The organism is Streptomyces sp. Y20, assembly GCF_043195475.1.
Lineage (GTDB): Bacteria > Actinomycetota > Actinomycetes > Streptomycetales > Streptomycetaceae > Streptomyces.
This window is the reverse complement of sequence record NZ_JBIDDP010000006.1, coordinates 380,900-399,617: the sequence shown is the minus strand read 5'-3', so window position 1 is coordinate 399,617 and position 18,718 is coordinate 380,900. Positions and strand designations below refer to the sequence as shown.

General features: G+C 75.0%; 3 protein-coding genes. 1 reads left to right on the top strand and 2 read right to left on the bottom strand.

Annotated features, from left to right (window positions below):
- Positions 1 to 83 precede the first annotated feature (83 nt).
- Positions 84 to 7,448: an amino acid adenylation domain-containing protein gene (locus ACGFT1_RS18490; RefSeq protein ID WP_373910033.1), complete on the bottom strand. Its 7,365-nt coding sequence runs from the start codon at positions 7,446 to 7,448 to the stop codon at positions 84 to 86.
- A gap of 183 nt (positions 7,449 to 7,631) precedes the next feature.
- On the opposite strand from ACGFT1_RS18490, the gene ACGFT1_RS18485 reads away from it, so the two are divergent.
- The gene (locus ACGFT1_RS18485) at positions 7,632 to 8,915 is read left to right on the top strand and encodes an MFS transporter (protein WP_373910032.1); all 1,284 of its coding nucleotides are present in this window, start codon (positions 7,632 to 7,634) and stop codon (positions 8,913 to 8,915) included.
- A 197-nt stretch (positions 8,916 to 9,112) separates the two neighbouring features.
- Here the strand turns inward: ACGFT1_RS18485 and ACGFT1_RS18480 are convergent, their stop codons facing one another.
- Positions 9,113 to 18,667 (bottom strand): amino acid adenylation domain-containing protein, encoded by a 9,555-nt coding sequence (locus ACGFT1_RS18480; protein ID WP_373910031.1) that lies wholly within the window; start codon positions 18,665 to 18,667, stop codon positions 9,113 to 9,115.
- Positions 18,668 to 18,718 lie beyond the last annotated feature (51 nt).

Here is an 18,718-nt window from a genome sequence, read left to right as displayed (position 1 = left end):
CCCGGCGGGTGGGTCGTGCACGCGCCGGCCGGTTCGTCCGGCACCGGGGCGGGCGGCCCCGGCCACCCGTCCCGGCCGGGTGCCTACTGCTGCTCGCCGGCCAGCAGGCCGGTCAGCACCGCTGCCACCTGCGCGACATGGGGCGCCTTCAGGACGCCCAGGTGGTTCCCGCCCACCCGGTGGACCGTCAGCCCGCCGGGGGCCAGCTCCCGCCAGCGCGCGGTGAAGTCCTCGAAGCTGACCCCTTCCGCGACCTCGTGCTCGCCCGCCGCGACGTCGTCACCCGCGAGCAGGTGCAACCGGCCCTGGTAGGGCGTGTGGCGGTAGGCCAGCCGGGTCTGCAGCAGCTCCCGCCAGACCCGGATCCGTCCCGGCCAGAAGTCGTCACCCGGCTCCGGCGGGGCCACCTCGCCGTCGTCCAGGATCCCGTTGAGCAGGTCGCCGGCCCGCTGCCGCAGCTCGGCCACGCGCTCCTGCCCGGCTCCGGACCGTGCGGCGTCGGCGAGTTCGGCGAACGCCGCCTCGGCCCGCTCGAACCGGCGGACGAACTCGTGCATGTTCTCCCGCTCGTAGGTGTCCAGTGCGGGGTCGAGCAGCAGGAAGGTGACCTCCTCGCCCGCCGCGTGCAGGCGCCGCACCATCTCGGTGGTGATCTGGCTGCCGCCGCACCAGCCGAGCAGGTGGTACGGACCGCTGGGGGCGATGCGCCGCAGCTCGGCCAGGTTCAGCTCGGCGACCTGCTCGACGCTCTCCGGCGCCGGGCACGGACGGCTCAGGCCCGGCCACTCGAAGGCGGCCACCGGCTGGTCCGGATCCAGGTGGTCGGCCAGCTCGGCGAACCAGTGCGCGCTGCCGGGGTGCACGCAGAACAGCGGCGGCCGGCTGCCGGTGCGGCGCAGCCAGACGATCGAGTCCGCAGCCATGGCCTGCGCGCCTCCCGGGCCGTCCGGGCCGCCCGCGCCCTCTGCGGCCTCCGCGGCCTTGGCGTCGGTCACCACGGCGGCCAGCTCGGCCACCGTCCGGTGCCGGTAGAAGTCCTGGAAGGTGAGCTTGTAGCCGTGCTCGGCCCGGAGTTTGGTGATCACCTGCATCACCGTCAGCGAGTGGCCGCCCAGCTCGGTGAAGCTGTCGTCGATCCCCACCTGCTCGTGCTTGAGCGCCGCGGCCCAGGCCCGGGCCAGGATGTTCTCCACGGCCGTGCGCGGGGCCCGGTAGGGGCGGGCGGAGACCGGCTGGGTGTCCTTCGGCAGCCTCGCCAGGTCGATCTTGCCGCTCGCGGTCATCGGCAGCTCGTCGAGCACCAGGTACCTGGACGGCACGAGGTGGGCCGGCAGCACCTGGGCCAGCCGGTCGCGCAGCGCCACCGGATCGAGCGTGCCGCCGTCGGCGGGCACCAGGTAGGCGGCCAGTTCCTTCTCCCCGCCCGGTGTGCTGACCATGTGCACCGCGACGTCGCGCAACCCGGCCTCGCGGCGCAGCGCGGCCTCCACCTCGCCCGGCTCGATCCGGTAGCCGCGGATCTTCACCTGGTGGTCCACCCGGCCGGCGAACTCCAGCACCCCGTCCTCCCGGTAGCGGGCCAGGTCGCCGGATCGGTAGAGCCGCTCGCCGGGACGCGCCGCGTACGGGTCCGGCACGAAGCGTTCGGCGGTCAGCCCGGGCCGCTCGACGTACCCGCGGGCCAACTGGGCCCCGCCGATGTACAGTTCGCCGACCACCCCGACCGGCAGCAGCTGCAGGTCGCGGTCCAGCACCCGCATCGTGGTGTTGGCGAACGGACGGCCGATCGGCAGCACGCCCGGCGGCAGCTCCCCCGGGGTGCCTTCGAGGTGGGAGCAGCCGACGGTGGTCTCGGTCGGGCCGTACTCGTTGTCCACCACGGTGTCCGGCGCGTGCTCGGCCCAGCGCGAGACCATCTCCCGGGTGAGCTCCTCGCCGCCGGCGATCAGGCGCCCGGCCGCGCGGCGCAGCGCCTGTGGCGACAGTGACCGGTTCAGCAGCGCCAGGTGGGACGGCGTCAGTTTCAGCAGCCCGAACCCGCCGCGCTCCAGCTCCGCCACCAGGGCGTCGATCCCGGGCGTGCCGTCGTCCTCGGTGAGGGTGACCGGCTGGCCGGAGAGCAGCGCGGGGAAGAGCGAGGTGACCGGGAGGTCGAAGGCCATCGAGGAGTACAGCGGAGCGCCGGTGCCGCCCAGCGGCCGGTAGCCCTCCAGGCACCAGCACACGTAGTTGACCAGGTTGCGGTGCTCGATCATCACGCCCTTCGGCGTGCCGGTCGAGCCGGAGGTGTAGATCACGTAGGCCAGCGAGTCCGGTGTCACCGCAAGGCCGGGGTTGCCCGGGTCCTGGCCGGCGATGCCCGGGTCGTGGTCGACCAGCAGCGGCTCGGCGGCGCTCGCGGCGAGCAGGCCGGCCAGGGCGGTCTCGGTGACCACGACCCGGGCGCCGGTCTCGTCGACCAGTGCGGTCAGCCTGGCCGCCGGGTGGCCCGGGTCGAGGGGCAGGTAGCCGGCGCCCGCCTTGAGGACCGCCAGCAGCGCGACCACCAGCTCCGGGCCGCGGCGCAGCAGCACGCCGACCCGGGACTCCTGGCCGACCCCGAGCTCGCCCAGGCGTCCGGCCAGCCGGTTGGCGCGGGCGTTGAGTGCGGCGTAGTCGAGGGTGCTTCCGTCGGCGCAGCGCAGCGCCGTGGCCCGCGGGGTGCGCTCGGCCTGCGCCTCGAACAGCTGGTGCAGGCAGGCGTCCGGGTAGGCCGTGGCGGGGCCGGTCGCGAACTCCGCCAGGCGGGCGTGCTCCTCGGCGGCCAGGACGCTGCGCCGGGCGTCGCCCAGCGGGTCGGCGGCCATCGCCTCCAGGATCCGCCGGTACAGCGCGGCCAGCCGGCGCCCGTTGGCGCGGCTGATCCGCTCGGGCCGGCCGGAGATGAAGACCACGCCGGGGAAGGTCCACACGTCCAGCGCGAACTCGTTGGGGCTGACGTCGACCACCTTGCCGGAGTCGATCTGCCGGCTGTCCAGGACGTGGAAGTCCAGGTAGGTGAAGGCGACGTCGACGAGCGGAGTGCCCTCGCCCCAGGCGCGCTGCATCTCCGGCAGCGGGAACCGGCGGTGCGGCCAGGCCTCCACCTCGGCGGTGAAGACCTGCCCGGCCAGTTCGCTCCAGGTGGCGCCGGTCAGCTCGACGCCGAGCGGAAGGGTGTTGAGATGCATGCCGCGGACCAGCTCGCCGCCGTCGGTCTCCAGGCGGCCGTTGCAGACCAGGCCGCTGTGGAAGCGGTGGCTGCCGCTGATCGTGGCCAGCGCCTTCAGGTGGGCGGCGAACAGCACGCTCTTGAGCGGCACTCCGGCGGTGGCGGCCAGCCGGCGCAGGCCCGGCTCCAGGTCCCGGAACGGCACGGTGACCTGGAACGCCCGCTCGCCGGCCCGCGGATCGGCGGCCCAGGCGCACGGCAGGGCGACCCGCTCGAAGTCGGCGACGCGCGCCCGCCAGAACTCGCGGTCCTCGGCGGAGGCGAGCGAGCGCCGCTCCAGCGCGACGTGGTCGGCGAACCGGACGGTGTGCCCGGCCGGGCCGGCCGGGGCCAGCCCGGCGCGGATCGCCCGGTAGTCGCCCATCACCTCGTCGATCAGCGAGTGGTGGCTCCAGCCGTCGAGGATCGCGTGGCACTCGATGAAGGAGAATGTCCAGCGGTCCTCGGCGGTCTGGTGGACGTGGAAGCGCAGCATCGGCGCCTCGCCGATGTCGAAGGGCGTGCGGCGGGTCTCGGCGGTGAACCGTTCCAGCTCCGCCCTCACCTGCTCCTCGTCGAGCCCGCGCAGGTCGTCGTAGCCGACCTGGGCGACGGCCTCGGCGTGCACGAGTTGCAGCGGCTCGGAGAAGCCGGTGAGGTCGAAGCCGGTGCGCAGGATCTCGTGCCGCCTGGTGAGCTGCGCGGCCGCCTCGCGCAGCGCCGGCAGCGAGAACGGCGCGTCGTCGATGAACGGGAAGAGCGTGATGTTGTGGTACGGGCTCTCGTCCCGGTCGGCGAGCATCTGGTAGACCATCGCGGCCTGCACCATCGCGAGCGGGTAGGCGTCCACCAGGCCGGGCGGCAGAGCCGCGCGGTCGGCGGGCGACAGCAGCGCGAACGGCGCCACCCGCTCCTCCTCGACGCTCGCCGGCCCGCCGGGCGCGGCCGTCTCGGCGAACCCGGCCAGGCCCTCGACGCTCTGGTGCACCAGCAGGTTCTGCACCGTCAGGTCGATCCCGCGCCGGCGCAGCGCGCCGACCACCTTGATCGCACGGATCGAGTCGCCGCCCAGTTCGAAGAAGTTGTCGAGGGCACCGACCTTCGGCAGGCTGAGCACCTCGGCCCAGGTCTCGGCGACGATGCGCTCGGTCCGGGTCCGGGGGTCGACGTACTCGCCCGCTCCGCGGGCGCCGTGCGCCTCGGGGTCGGGCAGCGCCCGGCGGTCGATCTTGCCGTTGGCCGTCATGGGGAAGGCGTCCAGCGGGACGAAGACGGCGGGCACCATGTAGCCGGGCAGCGTCCGGCCGAGCCGGGCCCGCAGCTCCGCCACCTCGACCGAGTGGCCGGCCCGCGGCGCGACGTACGCGACCAGCCGGGCCTCCCGCTCGCCCGGGCGGCGGTGCGCGATCACCAGGCTGCCCTCCACCTCGGGCTGGCTGCCGAGGGCCGCCTCGATCTCGCCGGGCTCGATCCGGTGGCCGCGGATCTTCACCTGGTCGTCGGCGCGGCCGAGGAACTCCAGTTCGCCGTCGGCGCCGTAGCGCGCCAGGTCGCCGGTGCGGTACATCCTGGCCCCCGGCACGGTGGCGAACGGGTCGGGGACGAACCGCTCGGCGGTCAGGCCCGGACGGCCCAGGTATCCGCGCGCCAGGCCGGGCCCGGAGACGTGGAGCTGGCCCGGGACGCCGATCGGCACCTGGTTGAGGTCGGGGTCCAGCAGGTACACCCGCAGGTCGCCGAGCGGGCGGCCGATCGGGCTGCGCGGGGCCCCGGCCTCCTCGCCGGCCCGGACCTGGCGGTAGGTGACGTGCACGGTGGTCTCGGTGATGCCGTACATGTTGACCAGCGACGGCCGCTGGCCGCCGAACCGCTCGAACCAGGGTGCCAGTTCGGTGACGTCCAGCGCCTCGCCGCCGAAGACCACGGTCCGCACCGCAAGCGCCCCGGGCCTCAGGTCGGCCAGCGCCACCGCCTCCTGCAGACCGCGGAACGCGGAGGGGGTCTGGTTGAGCACGGTGACCCGCTCGGTGACCAGCAGATCGAGGAAGTCCTGCGGCGAGCGCGAGACGGCGAACGGCACCACCACGACCCGGCCGCCGTTCAGGAGAGCGCCCCAGAGCTCCCAGACCGAGAAGTCGAAGGCGTAGGAGTGGAAGAGCGTCCACACGTCCTGGGGGCCGAAGCCGAAGTCCTGCTGGCAGGAGCCCAGCAGCCGCAGCACGTTGGCGTGGGTGACCTGGACGCCCTTGGGCGCTCCGGTGGAGCCGGAGGTGTAGATGACGTACGCGGTGTTGCCGGAAGTCGCCAGTGGGACGGGATCGGTGTCGGGCCACTGCTGGTCGTCCTCGCCGAGCAGCAGGGTGGTGACGGCCTCCTCGCCCGTGCGCCGGTCGGCGACCAGGACGTCCGCCCCGGCGTCGGCCAGGATGTAGCCGAGCCGGTCGGCCGGCTGGCCGGGGTCCAGCGGGAGGTAGCCGGCCCCGGACTTGAGCACGCCGAGCAGCGCCACCACCAGGTCGAGCCCGCGCTCGAACCGCACTCCGACCAGTTTCTCCGGGCCGGCGCCGAGCGCGCGCAGCCGGTGGGCCAGGCGGTTGGCCCGGGCGTTCAGCTCGCCGTAGCTGAGCGAGACGTCCTCGCAGCTGGCGGCGGGCGCGTCGGGGGTGCGACCGGCCCAGCGCTCGAAGACCTCGGGCAGGGTCCGCTCGGCGTCGTAGCTGCGGCCGGATCCGCTCCAGGAGGCGAGCAGCGCGCGTTCGGCGTCCGGCAGCAGTTCCAGCCGGTCGACCGGCTTTCCCGGCTCGGCGACGATGTCGGCCAGCAGCCGCAGGTAGTGGGCGATCGTCCGGTGGATCGTCGCCTCGTCGAACAGCGCGGTCGCGTACTCCAGTTGCCCGGTGAGGGCGCCCTCGGTGGTGCTGCCGAGCGCCAGGCCGAGGTCGAACTTGGCGGTGCGCCAGTCCACCGGCTGCTGCTCGGCGCGCAGCGCGCCCGGCTCGGCCGGGGTGTGGGCGGCCAGCTGGAAGACCACCTGGAAGATCGGGTTGCGGGAGGGGTCGCGTTCGGGCGCCAGCTCGTCCACCAGCCGCTCGAACGGGGTCTCCTGGTGGGTGAACGCGCCGAGCGCGGTCTCCCGGACCCGGCCCAGGAGTTCGAGGAAGGACGGGGCGCCGGACAGATCGGTGCGCAGCGCCACCGTATTGGCGAACAGGCCGGCCATGGCCTGGGTCTCGGCCCGGTCCCGGCCCGCCACCGGGGTGCCGACCACCACGTCGCGCTGCCCGCAGCTGCGGCCGAGCAGCAGCTGGAAGGCGGCCAGGAACACCATGAACGGGGTCGCGCCTTGACCCCGCCCCAACTCGACCAGGGGTTGCACCAGTTCGGCCGGGATGGTGAAGGCCGCGGTGGCGCCTGCGGCGTCCCGGACCGGGCCGCGCGGCCGGTCGGTGGGCAGCGCCAGCGGGGTGAGGCCGGCCAGGGTGGTGCGCCAGTAGGCGAGCTGGGCCGCCAGACGGTCGCCGGAGAGTTGCTCGCGCTGCCAGGCGGCGAAGTCCGCGTACTGCAGGCCGGCCGGTTCCAGGCGTGCGGGCCGGCCGGTGGTGAACGCCTCGTAGAACTGGTCGAGTTCGCCGAGCAGCACGCCTTCGGACCATCCGTCGGAGGCGATGTGGTGGAAGGTCAGCAGCAGCGCGTGGGCGTCCTCGCCGAGCCTGGCGAGGAGCGCCCGGACCGGGTGCTCGGCGGCCAGGTCGAAGGGGCGCCGGCCGTCCTCGGCCACCAGTTCGGCGAGCCGCCGCTCGGCCCGCGCCAGGGCCTCGCCGGGCCCGCCGTCCGCGCCGGGCCCGCCCTCCCGGCCGTCCGCGCCGCGCAGGTCCACGGTGGTCAGGGCGATCGGGCCCGGCGCGTCGATCACCAGCACCGGCTCGTCGTCCACCGCCGGGTAGCGGGTGCGCAGCACCTCGTGCCGGGCCACCAGCGCGTCCAGGGCCCGCCGCAGCGCCACCGGGTCGACCGGGCCGGGCAGGCGCAGCAGCAGCGGCATCAGGTACTCGGTGCCGCCCGGCCGGAGCTGGTCGAGCACCCACATCCGGTGCTGCGCGAACGACAGCGGGAGAGCGCCGTCCCGGGGAACGGGGGTGATCCCGTCCTGCCGCTTCTTCGTCAATCCGCGCAGGCGCCGCTGCAGCAGCTCCGTGCGGGAGCTCTGGCTGGTGCTCATCCTTCGCCTTCCTGTGCGTGCGACGGGGTCCGGTCCGGCGACGGTCCACCGGCCAGGCAGCAGCCTGCCGACGGCGGACCGGCCGGCGGCAGGGTCAGCGCGGCGAACTTCCGGCCGCGGACTGCGCGCGTGACTGCCGGTCCTTCTCTGGGCCGGGGACGGACGGCCTCCGAGCATCGAGCCATGACCCACACCGTGCGCGAGGAAGTCCCCCGGAACGTCAAGCCGTTGCTGCGCAACCGAGACTTCGTCCTGCTGTGGCAGGCGGCGGCGGTCTCCGGGCTGGGCTCCAACGCCTCCAGCGTGGCCTACCCGCTGCTGATCCTCGCGTTGACCGGCTCCCCGGCCGACGCCGGGCTCACCGGCTTCATCACCCTGCTGCCGCAACTGCTGTTCCAGCTGCCGGCCGGAGCGCTGGTGGACCACTGGAACCGGCGGCGGACGATGATCACCTGCGACGTGCTGCGCGGCCTGGCCGTCGGCAGCGTGGCGGCGGCCCTGCTGCTGCACCGGCTCTCGCTGCCGCACGTGCTCGCCGTCGGGTTCGCCGAGGGCACGCTGACGGTGTGCTTCCGGATCGCCGCCTCAGCGGCCGTCCCCAACGTGGTGCACCCCTCCCAGCTCGCCGCCGCGCTCTCCCGCAACGAGGCGCGGGCGCGCGGCGCCGCGATGCTCGGCCAGCCACTGGGCGGCGTCCTCTTCGGCCTGGGCCGGGCGGTGCCGTTCCTCTTCGACGCCGCCAGCTACCTGTGGTCGCTGGTCGGCCTGCTGCTGATCCGCCGCGAGTTCCAGGCCGAGCGGCGCCCGCGCACTGCTCCGCTGCACCGCGAACTCACCGAAGGTGTGCGCTGGTTGTGGCACCAGCCGTTCCTGCGTACGACCACCTTCCTGATCGCCGGGAGCAACCTGCTGTTCCAGGCGCTCTTCCTGACGGTCATCGTGATGGCCCGCGGGCGGCACGGTTCGTCCGCCGCGATCGGCGTGATGTTCGGGGTGGCGGCGGTGGGCGGGGTGCTCGGCTCGTTGCTCGCGCCCGCGGTGGAGCGCCGGCTGTCGATGCGGACCGTGGTGATCGGCGCCAACTGCGCCTGGGCCCTGCTCACTCCGGTGCTCCTGGTGGTCCGGGACCCGTACCTGATCGGCGTGGTGTACGCGTTGATGTGTTTCGTCGGCCCGGTGTGGAACGTGGTCATCTCCGCCTACCAGCTGGCCGTCACGCCCGACGCCATCCAGGGCCGGGTGCTCGGCGCGGTCGGGCTGGTCGCGTTCGGCGCCGTCCCGCTCGGTTCTCTGGTCGGCGGCCAGTTGCTGGCCGGGCTGGGCGCGGACGCCACCGTCCGGGTCCTCGCCGCCTGGATGGTCCTGCTGGCCGCGACTGCGGCGCTCAGCCCTTCGGTGCGCTCCGCCCCCACGCTGGCCGGCGCCACGGCGACCGCCGACGAGCCGGAGCCGACGCCTGCCGCCTGACAGCCGACGCACGAGAGCCGCCTCGCGCGGCGCACGGCTCCCCACCGTGCGCCGCGCTTCGCCGGTGCCCGCCGGCGGCCCCGTGTCGCCGGCGCCGCCACCCAGGACGCCGCCCGGCCGTGCGTGAAGGCGGGAACGCGGAGACGTCCGCCCGCCGCCCCCGAGGGGGTGGCGGGCGGACGTGCCGGGCCCGGGGTTCAGCGGGCTTCGCCCTCCTCCGCCAGCAGGGCGGCGACCTCCTCGTCCGTCAGCTCGGCTATCTGCGCCTCCAGCGCCTCCAGCAGCACCTGGCTCAGGGCGCCCACCGTGGTGGCCTCGAAGAGGCAGCGCAGCGGCAGGTCCACGTCGAAGACGGCGACCAACCGGGCGAGCACCCGGGTGGCGAGCAGCGAGTGGGCGCCGAGGACGAAGACGTCCTCGTTGACGCCGATCCGGTCGATGCCGAGGATCTCCGCCCACACCTCGGCCACGATCTCCTCGGTCGGGTTGCGCGGCGCCTGGTAGGGGCGTTCCAGCACCCGGCCGGTGGTGACGGGCTCGGGGAGGGCCTTGCGGTCCACCTTCTTGCTGGGGGTCAGCGGCAACTCGGACAGGGTCGTCCAGAGCGAGGGCACCATGTACGAGGGCAGCCGCTCGCCGGCCCACTCGCGCAGCTCGGCGACGTCCGGGCCGCCGTTGCCGCGCGGTACCAGGTAGGCGACCAGCCGGCGGTCGCCCGGCCGGACGTCGCGGGCGACGACGGCGACCTGGCGCAGCCCGGGGTGCTGCGCCAGCACCGCCTCGATCTCCCCCAGTTCGATCCGGAAACCGCGCAGCTTGACCTGCTGGTCGATCCGGCCGAGGAACTCGATGGTGCCGTCGGCGAGGTAGCGCACCAGGTCGCCGGTCCGGTAGAGCCGGCCGCCCGGCACGTCGCCGAAGGGATCGGGGACGAACTTCTCCGCGGTGAGCCCGGGGCGGCGGTGGTAGCCGCGGGCCAGCCGGACGCCGGCGAGGTGGAGTTCGCCGGGCACCCCGACCGGTACAGGGTCGCCGGCACCGTCCAGCACGTAGGCCCGGGTGCCCGGGACGGGGCGGCCGATCGGCAGCGCGGCCTCGCCACGGCCGGGTGGGGCCGCCGGCACCGGGTGCAGGACGCAGGTGACGGTCGCCTCGGTGGGCCCGTAGTTGCACAGGAACCGGCCGGGCAGGCCGGTGGCGGCCCAGGCCCGGGCGTCGTCCACGGTGACCACGTCGCTGCCGACGTTCATCAGCTTCAGGCCGCTCAGCCGTTCGTCGCCGGTCCGGACGTGCTGCATCACCTCCCGGTAGTAGGCGGGGGTGATCTCCATGACGGTGATGCCGTGTTCGGCGACCCGTCCGGGGAGTTCGGCGGGGCTCCAGAACAGCGGGTCGGCCACGACGACGGTCGCGCCGGCCAGCAGGGTGGCGGCGATCTGGTCCATCGCCACGTCGAAGGTGAGCGCCGAGAGCAGCACCACCCGGTCGCCCGGCTCGATCGCGTAGGCGTCGGCGATCACCCGGCAGTGGTGGGCGTAGGAGCCGTGCTGGATCAGCACGCCCTTGGGCTGCCCGGTGGAGCCCGAGGTGTAGATCATGTACGCCAGCTGGTCCGGCGCGGCCTGCGGCGGGGGGTTGCGGTCCGGGCGCTCGGCGATCCGTTCCGCCTCCGCGTCGACCAGCACCAGTGGGCCGCCGGCGACGGCGGAGAGCCGCTCGGCGAACCGGCCGGTGCTCAGCACGGCGCCGGCGTCCAGCTCGCCCAGCATGAACGCCAGCCGCTCGGCCGGGTGTTCCGGATCGATCGGCACGTAGACCCCGCCCGCCTTGAGCACCGCGAGCAGCGCCACCACGACCTCGACCCCGCGCTCCATGCAGACCGCGACCGGGCGTTCCGCCCCGACACCCAGCTCGCGCAGGTGGTGGGCCAGCTGGTTGGCCCGGGCGTTGAGCTCGGCGTAGCCGAGCGAGGCCGGACCGAACGAGACGGCGACCGCGTCGGGGATCTCGGCGGCGCGTCGCTCGAACAGGGCCGGCACGCAGGCCGCCGGCAGCTCCGCGCCGGCCGGGTTCCAGCCGTGCACCAGCTGCTCCCGCTCGTCCCCGGTGAGGATCGCCAGCCGGCTGAGGGGGGTCTCGGGCCGCGCGGTGGCCGCGCGCAGCAGGGTCAGGTAGTGCCCGGCCATCCGCTCGACCGTGGTGCGGTCGAAGAGCGCCGTGGCGTACTCGAACAGCCCTTGGAGACCGCCGTCGGCGCGGCGGCCGAGCGAGAGGGTGAGGTCGAACTTCGCGGTCCGCCAGGGCGAGGGAACCCGCTCGACGGTCAGGCCGTCCAGCCGCAGCGGGGTGCTCTGGACGTGCTGCAGCTCGAACATCACCTGGAACAGCGGGTTACGCGACAGGTCCCGGTCCGGCTGGAGTTCGTCGACCAGGCGCTCGAAGGGCAGGTCCTGGTGGCTGTAGGCGGCGATCACGTCCTGGTGGACCCGGCGCAGCAGCGCCGCGAAGCTCGGGTCGCCGCCGAGGTCCGCGCGCAGCACCACGGTGTTGACGAACGAGCCGACCACCTCCTCCACTTCGGGCCGCGTCCGGCCGGCGGTCGGGGTGCCGACGCAGATGTCCGCCTGCCGGGTGTAGCGGGCGAGCAGCACGTCGAAGGCGGCGAGCAGCACCACGAACGGGGTGACCGCTCGGCTGCGCGCCAGGTCCGCCACGGCCTCGGCGAGCTCGTCGGGAACCGCCAGGGCGAGCAGGTCGCCGCGCGGATCGCGGACGGCCGGGCGGGGTCGGTCGGTGGGCAGCTCCAGCGGGGTGAGCCCGTCGAGCCGCTCCCGCCAGTGCGCGAGTTGGACCTCCGGCAGCTCGCCCTGCGACCAGCGGTCCTGCCAGGCCGCGAAGTCCGCGTACTGCACCGGTGGCGCGGGCGGCAGGCCGCCGCCGGTCAGCCGGGCCCGGTAGAGCAGCCCGAGGTCGCGGGTCAGCAGCTCCAGCGACCAGCCGTCGACCGCTATGTGATGGGCCGTCAGGACGAGCAGGTGCTCCTGCTCGCCGACCTTGACCACCAGGGTGCGCAGCGGCGGTTCGCGGTCGAGGCGGAACGGCCGGGCGGTCTCGGACCGCACCAGCTCCTCGGCCCGGGCGGCGGCCTCCCGCGGCGGCAGGCCGGAGAGGTCCACCGGCGCGGCGCCGAGAACGACCACCGGGTCGATCACCTGTACCGGCTCGCCGCCCGGCGCCAGGTAGCGGGTGCGCAGCGCCTCGTGGCGGACGGCGAGGCCGTCCAGCGCGCCGGCCAGCGCCCCGGTGTGCAGCGGGCCGCGCAGGCGCAGCACCAGCGGCACCAGGTACTCGGAGCTGCCGGGCTCCAGCTGGTCGAGGAACCACATCCGGCGCTGGGCGGAGGAGAGCGGCAGCGTGCCGCCGCGCGGCACCGGCAGCACCGCTCCGGCCGGGTCGGTGGGCCGGGCGCCCGGGGCGGTGGCCAGTTCGGCCAGGGCGGCGACGGTGCGGCGGGAGAAGACCTCGGCGACCGGGATCTCGACGCCGAAGGCCGCCCGCAGCCGGAAGACCAGCCGGGTGGCGAGCAGCGAGTGGCCCCCGAGGGCGAAGAAGTCGTCGAGCGCGCCGACCGGCTCGCGGCCCAGCAGCTCGGTGAAGACCTCGGCGACGGTCTGCTCGGCGGGGTCACGCGGCGCGAGGTACTCCCCCACCGCGGCCAGCCCGGCCAGCCCGGGCAGCGCCTCGAGGTCCACCTTGCCGCTGGCGGTGAGCGGCAGTGCGTCGAGGACCCGCAGCACGGCCGGCACCATGGCGTCCGGCAGCCGGGCCGCCAGGTGGGCCCGCAGCGCGGCCGGGTCGGGTTCGACGCCCTCGGCGGGGACGACGTGGCCGACCAGTTGCTGGTCACCGTAGACGCCGACGGCCGCCGCGGCGACCGAGGGGTGCTCGCAGAGCGCGGCCTCGATCTCGCTGGGCTCGATCCGGATGCCGCGCAGCTTGACCTGCCGGTCGAGCCGGCCGAGGTACTCCAGCGTGCCGTCGCCGCGGCGCCGGACCCGGTCCCCGGTGCGGTAGAGCCGCTCGCCCGGGGCGGCCGGGTGCGGGTTGGGGACGAAGCGCTCGGCGGTCAGGTCGCCGCGGCCGAAGTAGCCGCGCGCCAGGCCGGTGCCGGCCACGCACAGCTCGCCGGGGACGCCGAGCGGGACCAGGCCGCCGTCCGGGTCGAGCACCAGGATCCGGGTGTTGTCGATCGGCTGCCCGATGGCGACGATCTCGCCGGCCTCCCGGCCGTCGTAGCGCCGGGAGGTCACGTCGATGGCGCACTCGGTGGGGCCGTAGGTGTTGACCAGGGTGACCGGCAGCAGGGCGAGCAGCCGGTCGCAGAGTTCCACGGGCAGCGGCTCGCCGGCGCAGAACACCAGCCGGAGCGTGCCGCAGTCGCGCAGCCCGGGCTGCTGGACCAGCACCCGCAGCACGGACGGCACGAGTTGCAGCACGGTGATCCGGTGCTCGGCCACCGCCCGCACCATGGCGGCCGGATCGCGCGGCACGCCGTCGGCGGCGACCACCACCGTTCCGCCGCAGACCAGCGGTGCCAGGAACTCCCAGACGGAGGCGTCGAAGCCGACCGTGGTCTTCTGCAGCACCCGGTCCGCCCGGCCGAGGCCGTGCTCGCGCACCGTCCACAGCACCCGGTTGCGGATGGCCTCGTGGCTGATCAGCACGCCCTTGGGACGACCGGTCGAACCCGAGGTGTACATCAGGTAGGCGGCCCCGGCGGGGTCGAGCGGCGGCAGTTCGGCCCCCAGCCGCCGGTCGGCCGGTGCCGGCCCGACCAGCTCCGGGTCCTCGTCGAGCAGCACCAGCCGTGCCGCGCCCTCGGGCAGTTCCCCGCGGATCCAGGACTGGCTGATCAGCACGGTGGCGCCGCTGTCGGCGAGCACGTGGGTGCGGCGCCGCGCCGGGTGCGCGGGGTCGAGCGGCACATAGGTGCCACCGGCGCGGAGCACGCCGAGCAGGGCGGTGACCAGGTCGGCCTCCCGGCGCAGGCAGACCGCGACCGGGGTCTCCGCGCGCACCCCGACGGCGCGCAGGTGGTGCGCCAAGCGGGTGGCCCGGGCGTCGAGTTCGGCGTAGCTCAGGGTGCGCTCGCCGAAGACGACGGCGGGCGCGTCGGGGGTTCGGGCGGCCTGCTCGGAGAACAGTTCGGGCAGGCAGCGGGAGGGCGGCTCGGCGGCGGTGTCGTGCCAGCCGTGCACGAGCGCCTCCCGTTCGGCGGCGTCCAGGGCCTCGATCCGGTCGAGGGGCAGGTCCGGTTCGCCGACCACCGCGGCGAGCAGGCGGCCGTAGTGCTCGGCCATCCTTCGCACGGTGTCGCGGTCGAACAGCGCGGTGGCGTACTCGAAGCCGCAGCGCAGGGTGCCGTCGGCCTGCGGCTGCACCGAGACCGTCAGGTCGAACTTGGCCGCCGGCCAGGAGACGGCGAGCTGCTCGACCCGGAGCCCGGGCAGGGTGAACGCCTCGCCCGTGGGCGGGCGCAGCTCGAACATCACCTGGAAGAGCGGGTTGCGGGACAGGTCGCGTTCGGGCGCCAGCTCCTCGACGACGCGCTCGAACGGCACGTCGGCGTGGGCGTAGGCATCGAGTGCCGATTCGCGGACCCGGGCGAGCAGCTCCGTGAAGCTGGGGCGCCCGCTCAGGTCGCCGCGCAGCACCAGGGTGTTGGCGAAGAAGCCGATCAGCGGCGCCGTCTCGGAGCGGGTGCGGCCGGAGACGGCGGTGCCGACCGCGATGTCCTGCTGACCGCTCCACCGGCCGAGCAGCGCGTAGCAGCCGGCGAGCAGCACCATGAACGGGGTCGCGCCGTTGCGGCGGGCCAACTCCGTGACCGCGATGCTCAGTTCGGCGGGCAGCTCGACGGCGAGCCGGTCGCCGCGCGGATCTCGCAGGCGCGGGCGGCGGCGGTCGGTGGGCAGTTCCAGCGGGGCCAGGCCGGCCAGCCGCTCCCGCCAGTGCCCGAGCCGGCCGGCGAACTCGTCGGTGGCGGCGTGCTCGCGCTGCCAGCGGGCGAAGTCCGCGTACTGGACGGGCAGCGGCTCGACGGCCTCGCCGGCGTAGTGCCGCGCCAGCTCGTCGGCCAGCACCTCGACCGACCAGCCGTCGGAGACGATGTGGTGCAGCGTCAGCGCCAGCAGGTGGTCGTCCGCGCCGATGCGCAGCAGCGTCGCGCGAACCGGGGCGCCGGCCGCCAGGTCGAACGGGACCTCCAGGTCCGCGCGGATCAGCCGCAGCGCCTCCTCCTCGGTGGCCGTCCGCTCGGTCAGCGGGATCCGGGCGCCGGGGTCGACGAGCTGGACCGGCTCGCCGTCGCGCTCCTCGTACCGGGTGCGCAGCACCGCGTGGCGCTCGGCCAGGGCGGCCAGCGCGGTGGTCAGCGCCGGCCGGTCCAGCGGGCCGCGCAGCCGCAGCGCGATCGGCACCAGGTAGTCGGTGGCGCCGGGCGCGAGGCGGTCGAGGAACCACAGGCGCTGCTGGGCGAAGGAGAGCGGCAGCGGTCCGTCCGTGCCCGCCGGGGTGATCGGCGCCTGCCGGTCGGCGGTTGCGGCGGCGAGGACCTCGGCGAGCCGGGCGACGGTGCCGGCCGCGAACACCTGGGCCAGCGGCACCTCGGCCGAGAGCACCTGCCGGAGCCGGAAGGCCAGCCGGGTGGCCAGCAGGGAGTTGCCGCCGAGGGCGAAGAAGTCGTCGTGCACACCGACCTCGTCCAGGTCGAGCAGCTCGCACCAGAGGGCGGCGATCGCGTGCTCCAGCGAGGTGCGCGGCGCGACCCGGTCCTCGGCCGGGACCAGCCGGGCGCCGGCCGGGTCGGGCAGCGCCTTGCGGTCCACCTTGCCGCTGGCCGTGTGGGGCAGCTCGGGCAGCACCACGTAGAGCGCGGGCACCAGGTGTGCGGGGAGCAGCCGCTCCAGGTGGGCGCGGAGTTCGGCCACCAGCGGTTCCCGCTCGCCGGCCGGCACCAGGTAGGCGACCAGCCGGGCCGCGTCTCCCGTGCCGTGGGCGCCCACCGCGGCCTCCAGTACTTCGGGGTGCTCGGCCAGCGCGGCCTCCACCTCGGCCGGCTCGACCCGGAACCCGGCGACCTTCATCTGGGTGTCGACGCGGCTGAGGAACTCCAGCAGGCCGTCGGAGCGGTGCCGCACCAGGTCGCCGCTGCGGTAGAGCCGGGCGCCGGGGACCTTGGCGTACGGGTCGGGGACGAAGCGCTCGGCGGTGAGGTCGCCGCGCCCCCGGTAACCGCGGGCCACCTGGACGCCGCCGATGTACAGCTCGCCGACGGTGCCCGGCAGCACCGGCTCGAGCTCGTCGTCCAGCACATAGAGGGTGGTGTTGTCGATCGGCACGCCGATGCCCATCGGGCCCTCGCCGAGCTCGCGCACCGGGAGGGCGAGGGTGGCGCAGCCGACCGTGGTCTCGGTGGGGCCGTACTCGTTGAACGCCACGGTGTCCGGGGCGTGCCGCCGCCACGGCTCAAGCATCGCGCCGGTGAGCTGCTCGCCGCCGACCACCAGGTGGGGTGTCGCGGTGCGCAGCGCCGCCGCGGGCAGCTCCCGACCGAGCGGCCCGAGGTGGGTCGGGGTGAGCTTCAGCAGGTCGAAGGAGTCCCGGCTCAGCAGCCGCACCAGGCCGTCGAGGCCGGGCGTGCCGTCGTCCGGGGTGAGGGTGACGGCGGCGCCGGTGAGCAGCGCGGGGAAGAGCGAGGTGACCGGCAGGTCGAAGGCGACCGAGGAGTACAGCGCGGTGCCGGCGCCCTCGCCCAGGTAGGTCCGGGCGGACCAGCACACGTAGTTGACCACGTTGCGGTGGGTCACCATGACGCCCTTGGGCTCGCCGGTGGAGCCCGAGGTGTAGATCACGTACGCGAGGTTGTCCGGCCCGGCGCCGCCCTCGGGCGCGGTCTCCCGCTCCCCGTCCTCGACGGCCAGCACCGTCCCGGTCCAGCCCTGCGCCGACTCGTCGTCGGCGATCAGCAGTTCGGCGCCGGCCCGGTCGAGCAGCCGGGAGCGCCGCAGCGGCGGGTGGTCGGGTGCCAGCGGCAGGTAGCCGGCGCCGGCCTTGAGCACCGCGAGCAGCGCCACCACCAGCTCCGGCCCCCGGCGCAGGCAGACGCCCACCAGGCTCTCCGGTCCCGCCCCGTGCGCCCGCAGCCGGTGCGCCAGCAGGTTCGCCCGGCCGTCCAACTGACGGTAGGTCAGTTCACCGTCCGGCCAGCGCAGCGCGACCGCGAGCGGGGTGCGCTCGGCCTGCTCGGCGAACAGCTCGTGCAGGCAGCGCTCGGGCAGCGGCACGGTGGTCTCGTTGAACGTCTCGACGACGGCCCGCCGGTCCTGATCGGTCAGCAGGCCGATGCGGTGCAGCGGGCGGTCCGGGTCGGCCAGCACGGCGTCGAGCAGCACCCGGAAGGCGTCTGCCAGGCGCTTCGCGGTCGTCCGGTCGAACAGCGCGGTGGCGTACTGCAGCCGGGCGTTGAGCCGCCCGTCGGGCAGTACGTCGGTGTCCAGCACCAGGTCGAACGGCGAGCCGGTCAGCGGTGTGCGGACCAGCTCGCAGTCGAGGCCGGGCAGCGCGATCGGCTCCGGCGGCGCGCCACGCAGCGAGAAGGACACCTGGAAGAGCGGGTTGCGGGCGAGGTCACGCTCCGGCGCCAGCTCGTCCACCACCAGTTCGAACGGTGTACCGGCGTGGCTGAGGGCGGCCAGCGTGTTCGCCGCGACCCGGCCGAGCAGGGCCCGGAAGGACGGCTCACCGCTCAGGTCGCCGCGCAGCACCACGGTGTTGACGAACAGGCCGATCAGCCGCTCCGCATCGGGCAGGCCGCGGCCGGCCACCGGCGTGCCGACCGCGATGTCCCGCTGCCCGCTGAACCGGGCGAGTACCGCCTGGAACGCGGCGAGCAGCACCATGAACCGGGTCGCCCGGCTGCGGCGGGCGAGCAGGTCGACCCGTGCCATCAGCTCGGCCGGCAGCTCGAAGCGGACGGCGTCGCCGGCGCCGTCCCAGACGGCCGGGCGGGGGCGGTCGGTGGGCAGCTCCAGCGGCGTCAGACCCGCCAGCGCGGTGCGCCAGTGGTCCAGCCCGGCGGCCAGCCGCCGGCCGGTGAGCCGCTCGGCCTGCCAGTCGGCGAAATCGGCGTACTGCAGGGCGAGCGGCGCGAGGGCGGCCGGCGCGCCACCGGTGCGCTCCCGGTAGCCGGCCGCCAACTCGGCCCCGAGAAGGTGCCAGGACATGCCGTCGAAGGCGATGTGGTGGACCACCACGATCAGCAGGTGGTCGGCGGGGCCCACCCGGGCCAGCACCGCCCGCAGCGGGGGCTGCCGGGCCAGGTCGACCGGGAGCCGCAGCTCCTCCTCGATCAGCCGGACCAGCCGCGCCTCCCGATCGGCGGCCGGCAGGTCGCTGAAGTCGCACTGCCGGAAGGGGACCTGGGCATCCGGAGCGATCCGCTGCAGCAGCCGGCCGGCGTCCTGCCGGTAGCTGGTGCGCAGCACCTCGTGCCGCTCGACGACGGCGGTGAGCGCACCGAGCAGCGCGCCGGTCTCCAGGCCACCCCGGATCCGCAGCGCCAGCGGGAGCAGGTAGTCGGGCGTGCCCGGCCGCAACTGGTCCAGGAACCAGAGCCGTTGCTGTCCGAACGATGCGCTGCGGGGCGCCCCGGCCGTGCTGTCCGTGCCGCCACGGCTGTCGTCAATCTCCACCGGCCACCTCCACGGGTCCTCACGGACGCGCACCGCGCCCCCGGCGAAGCC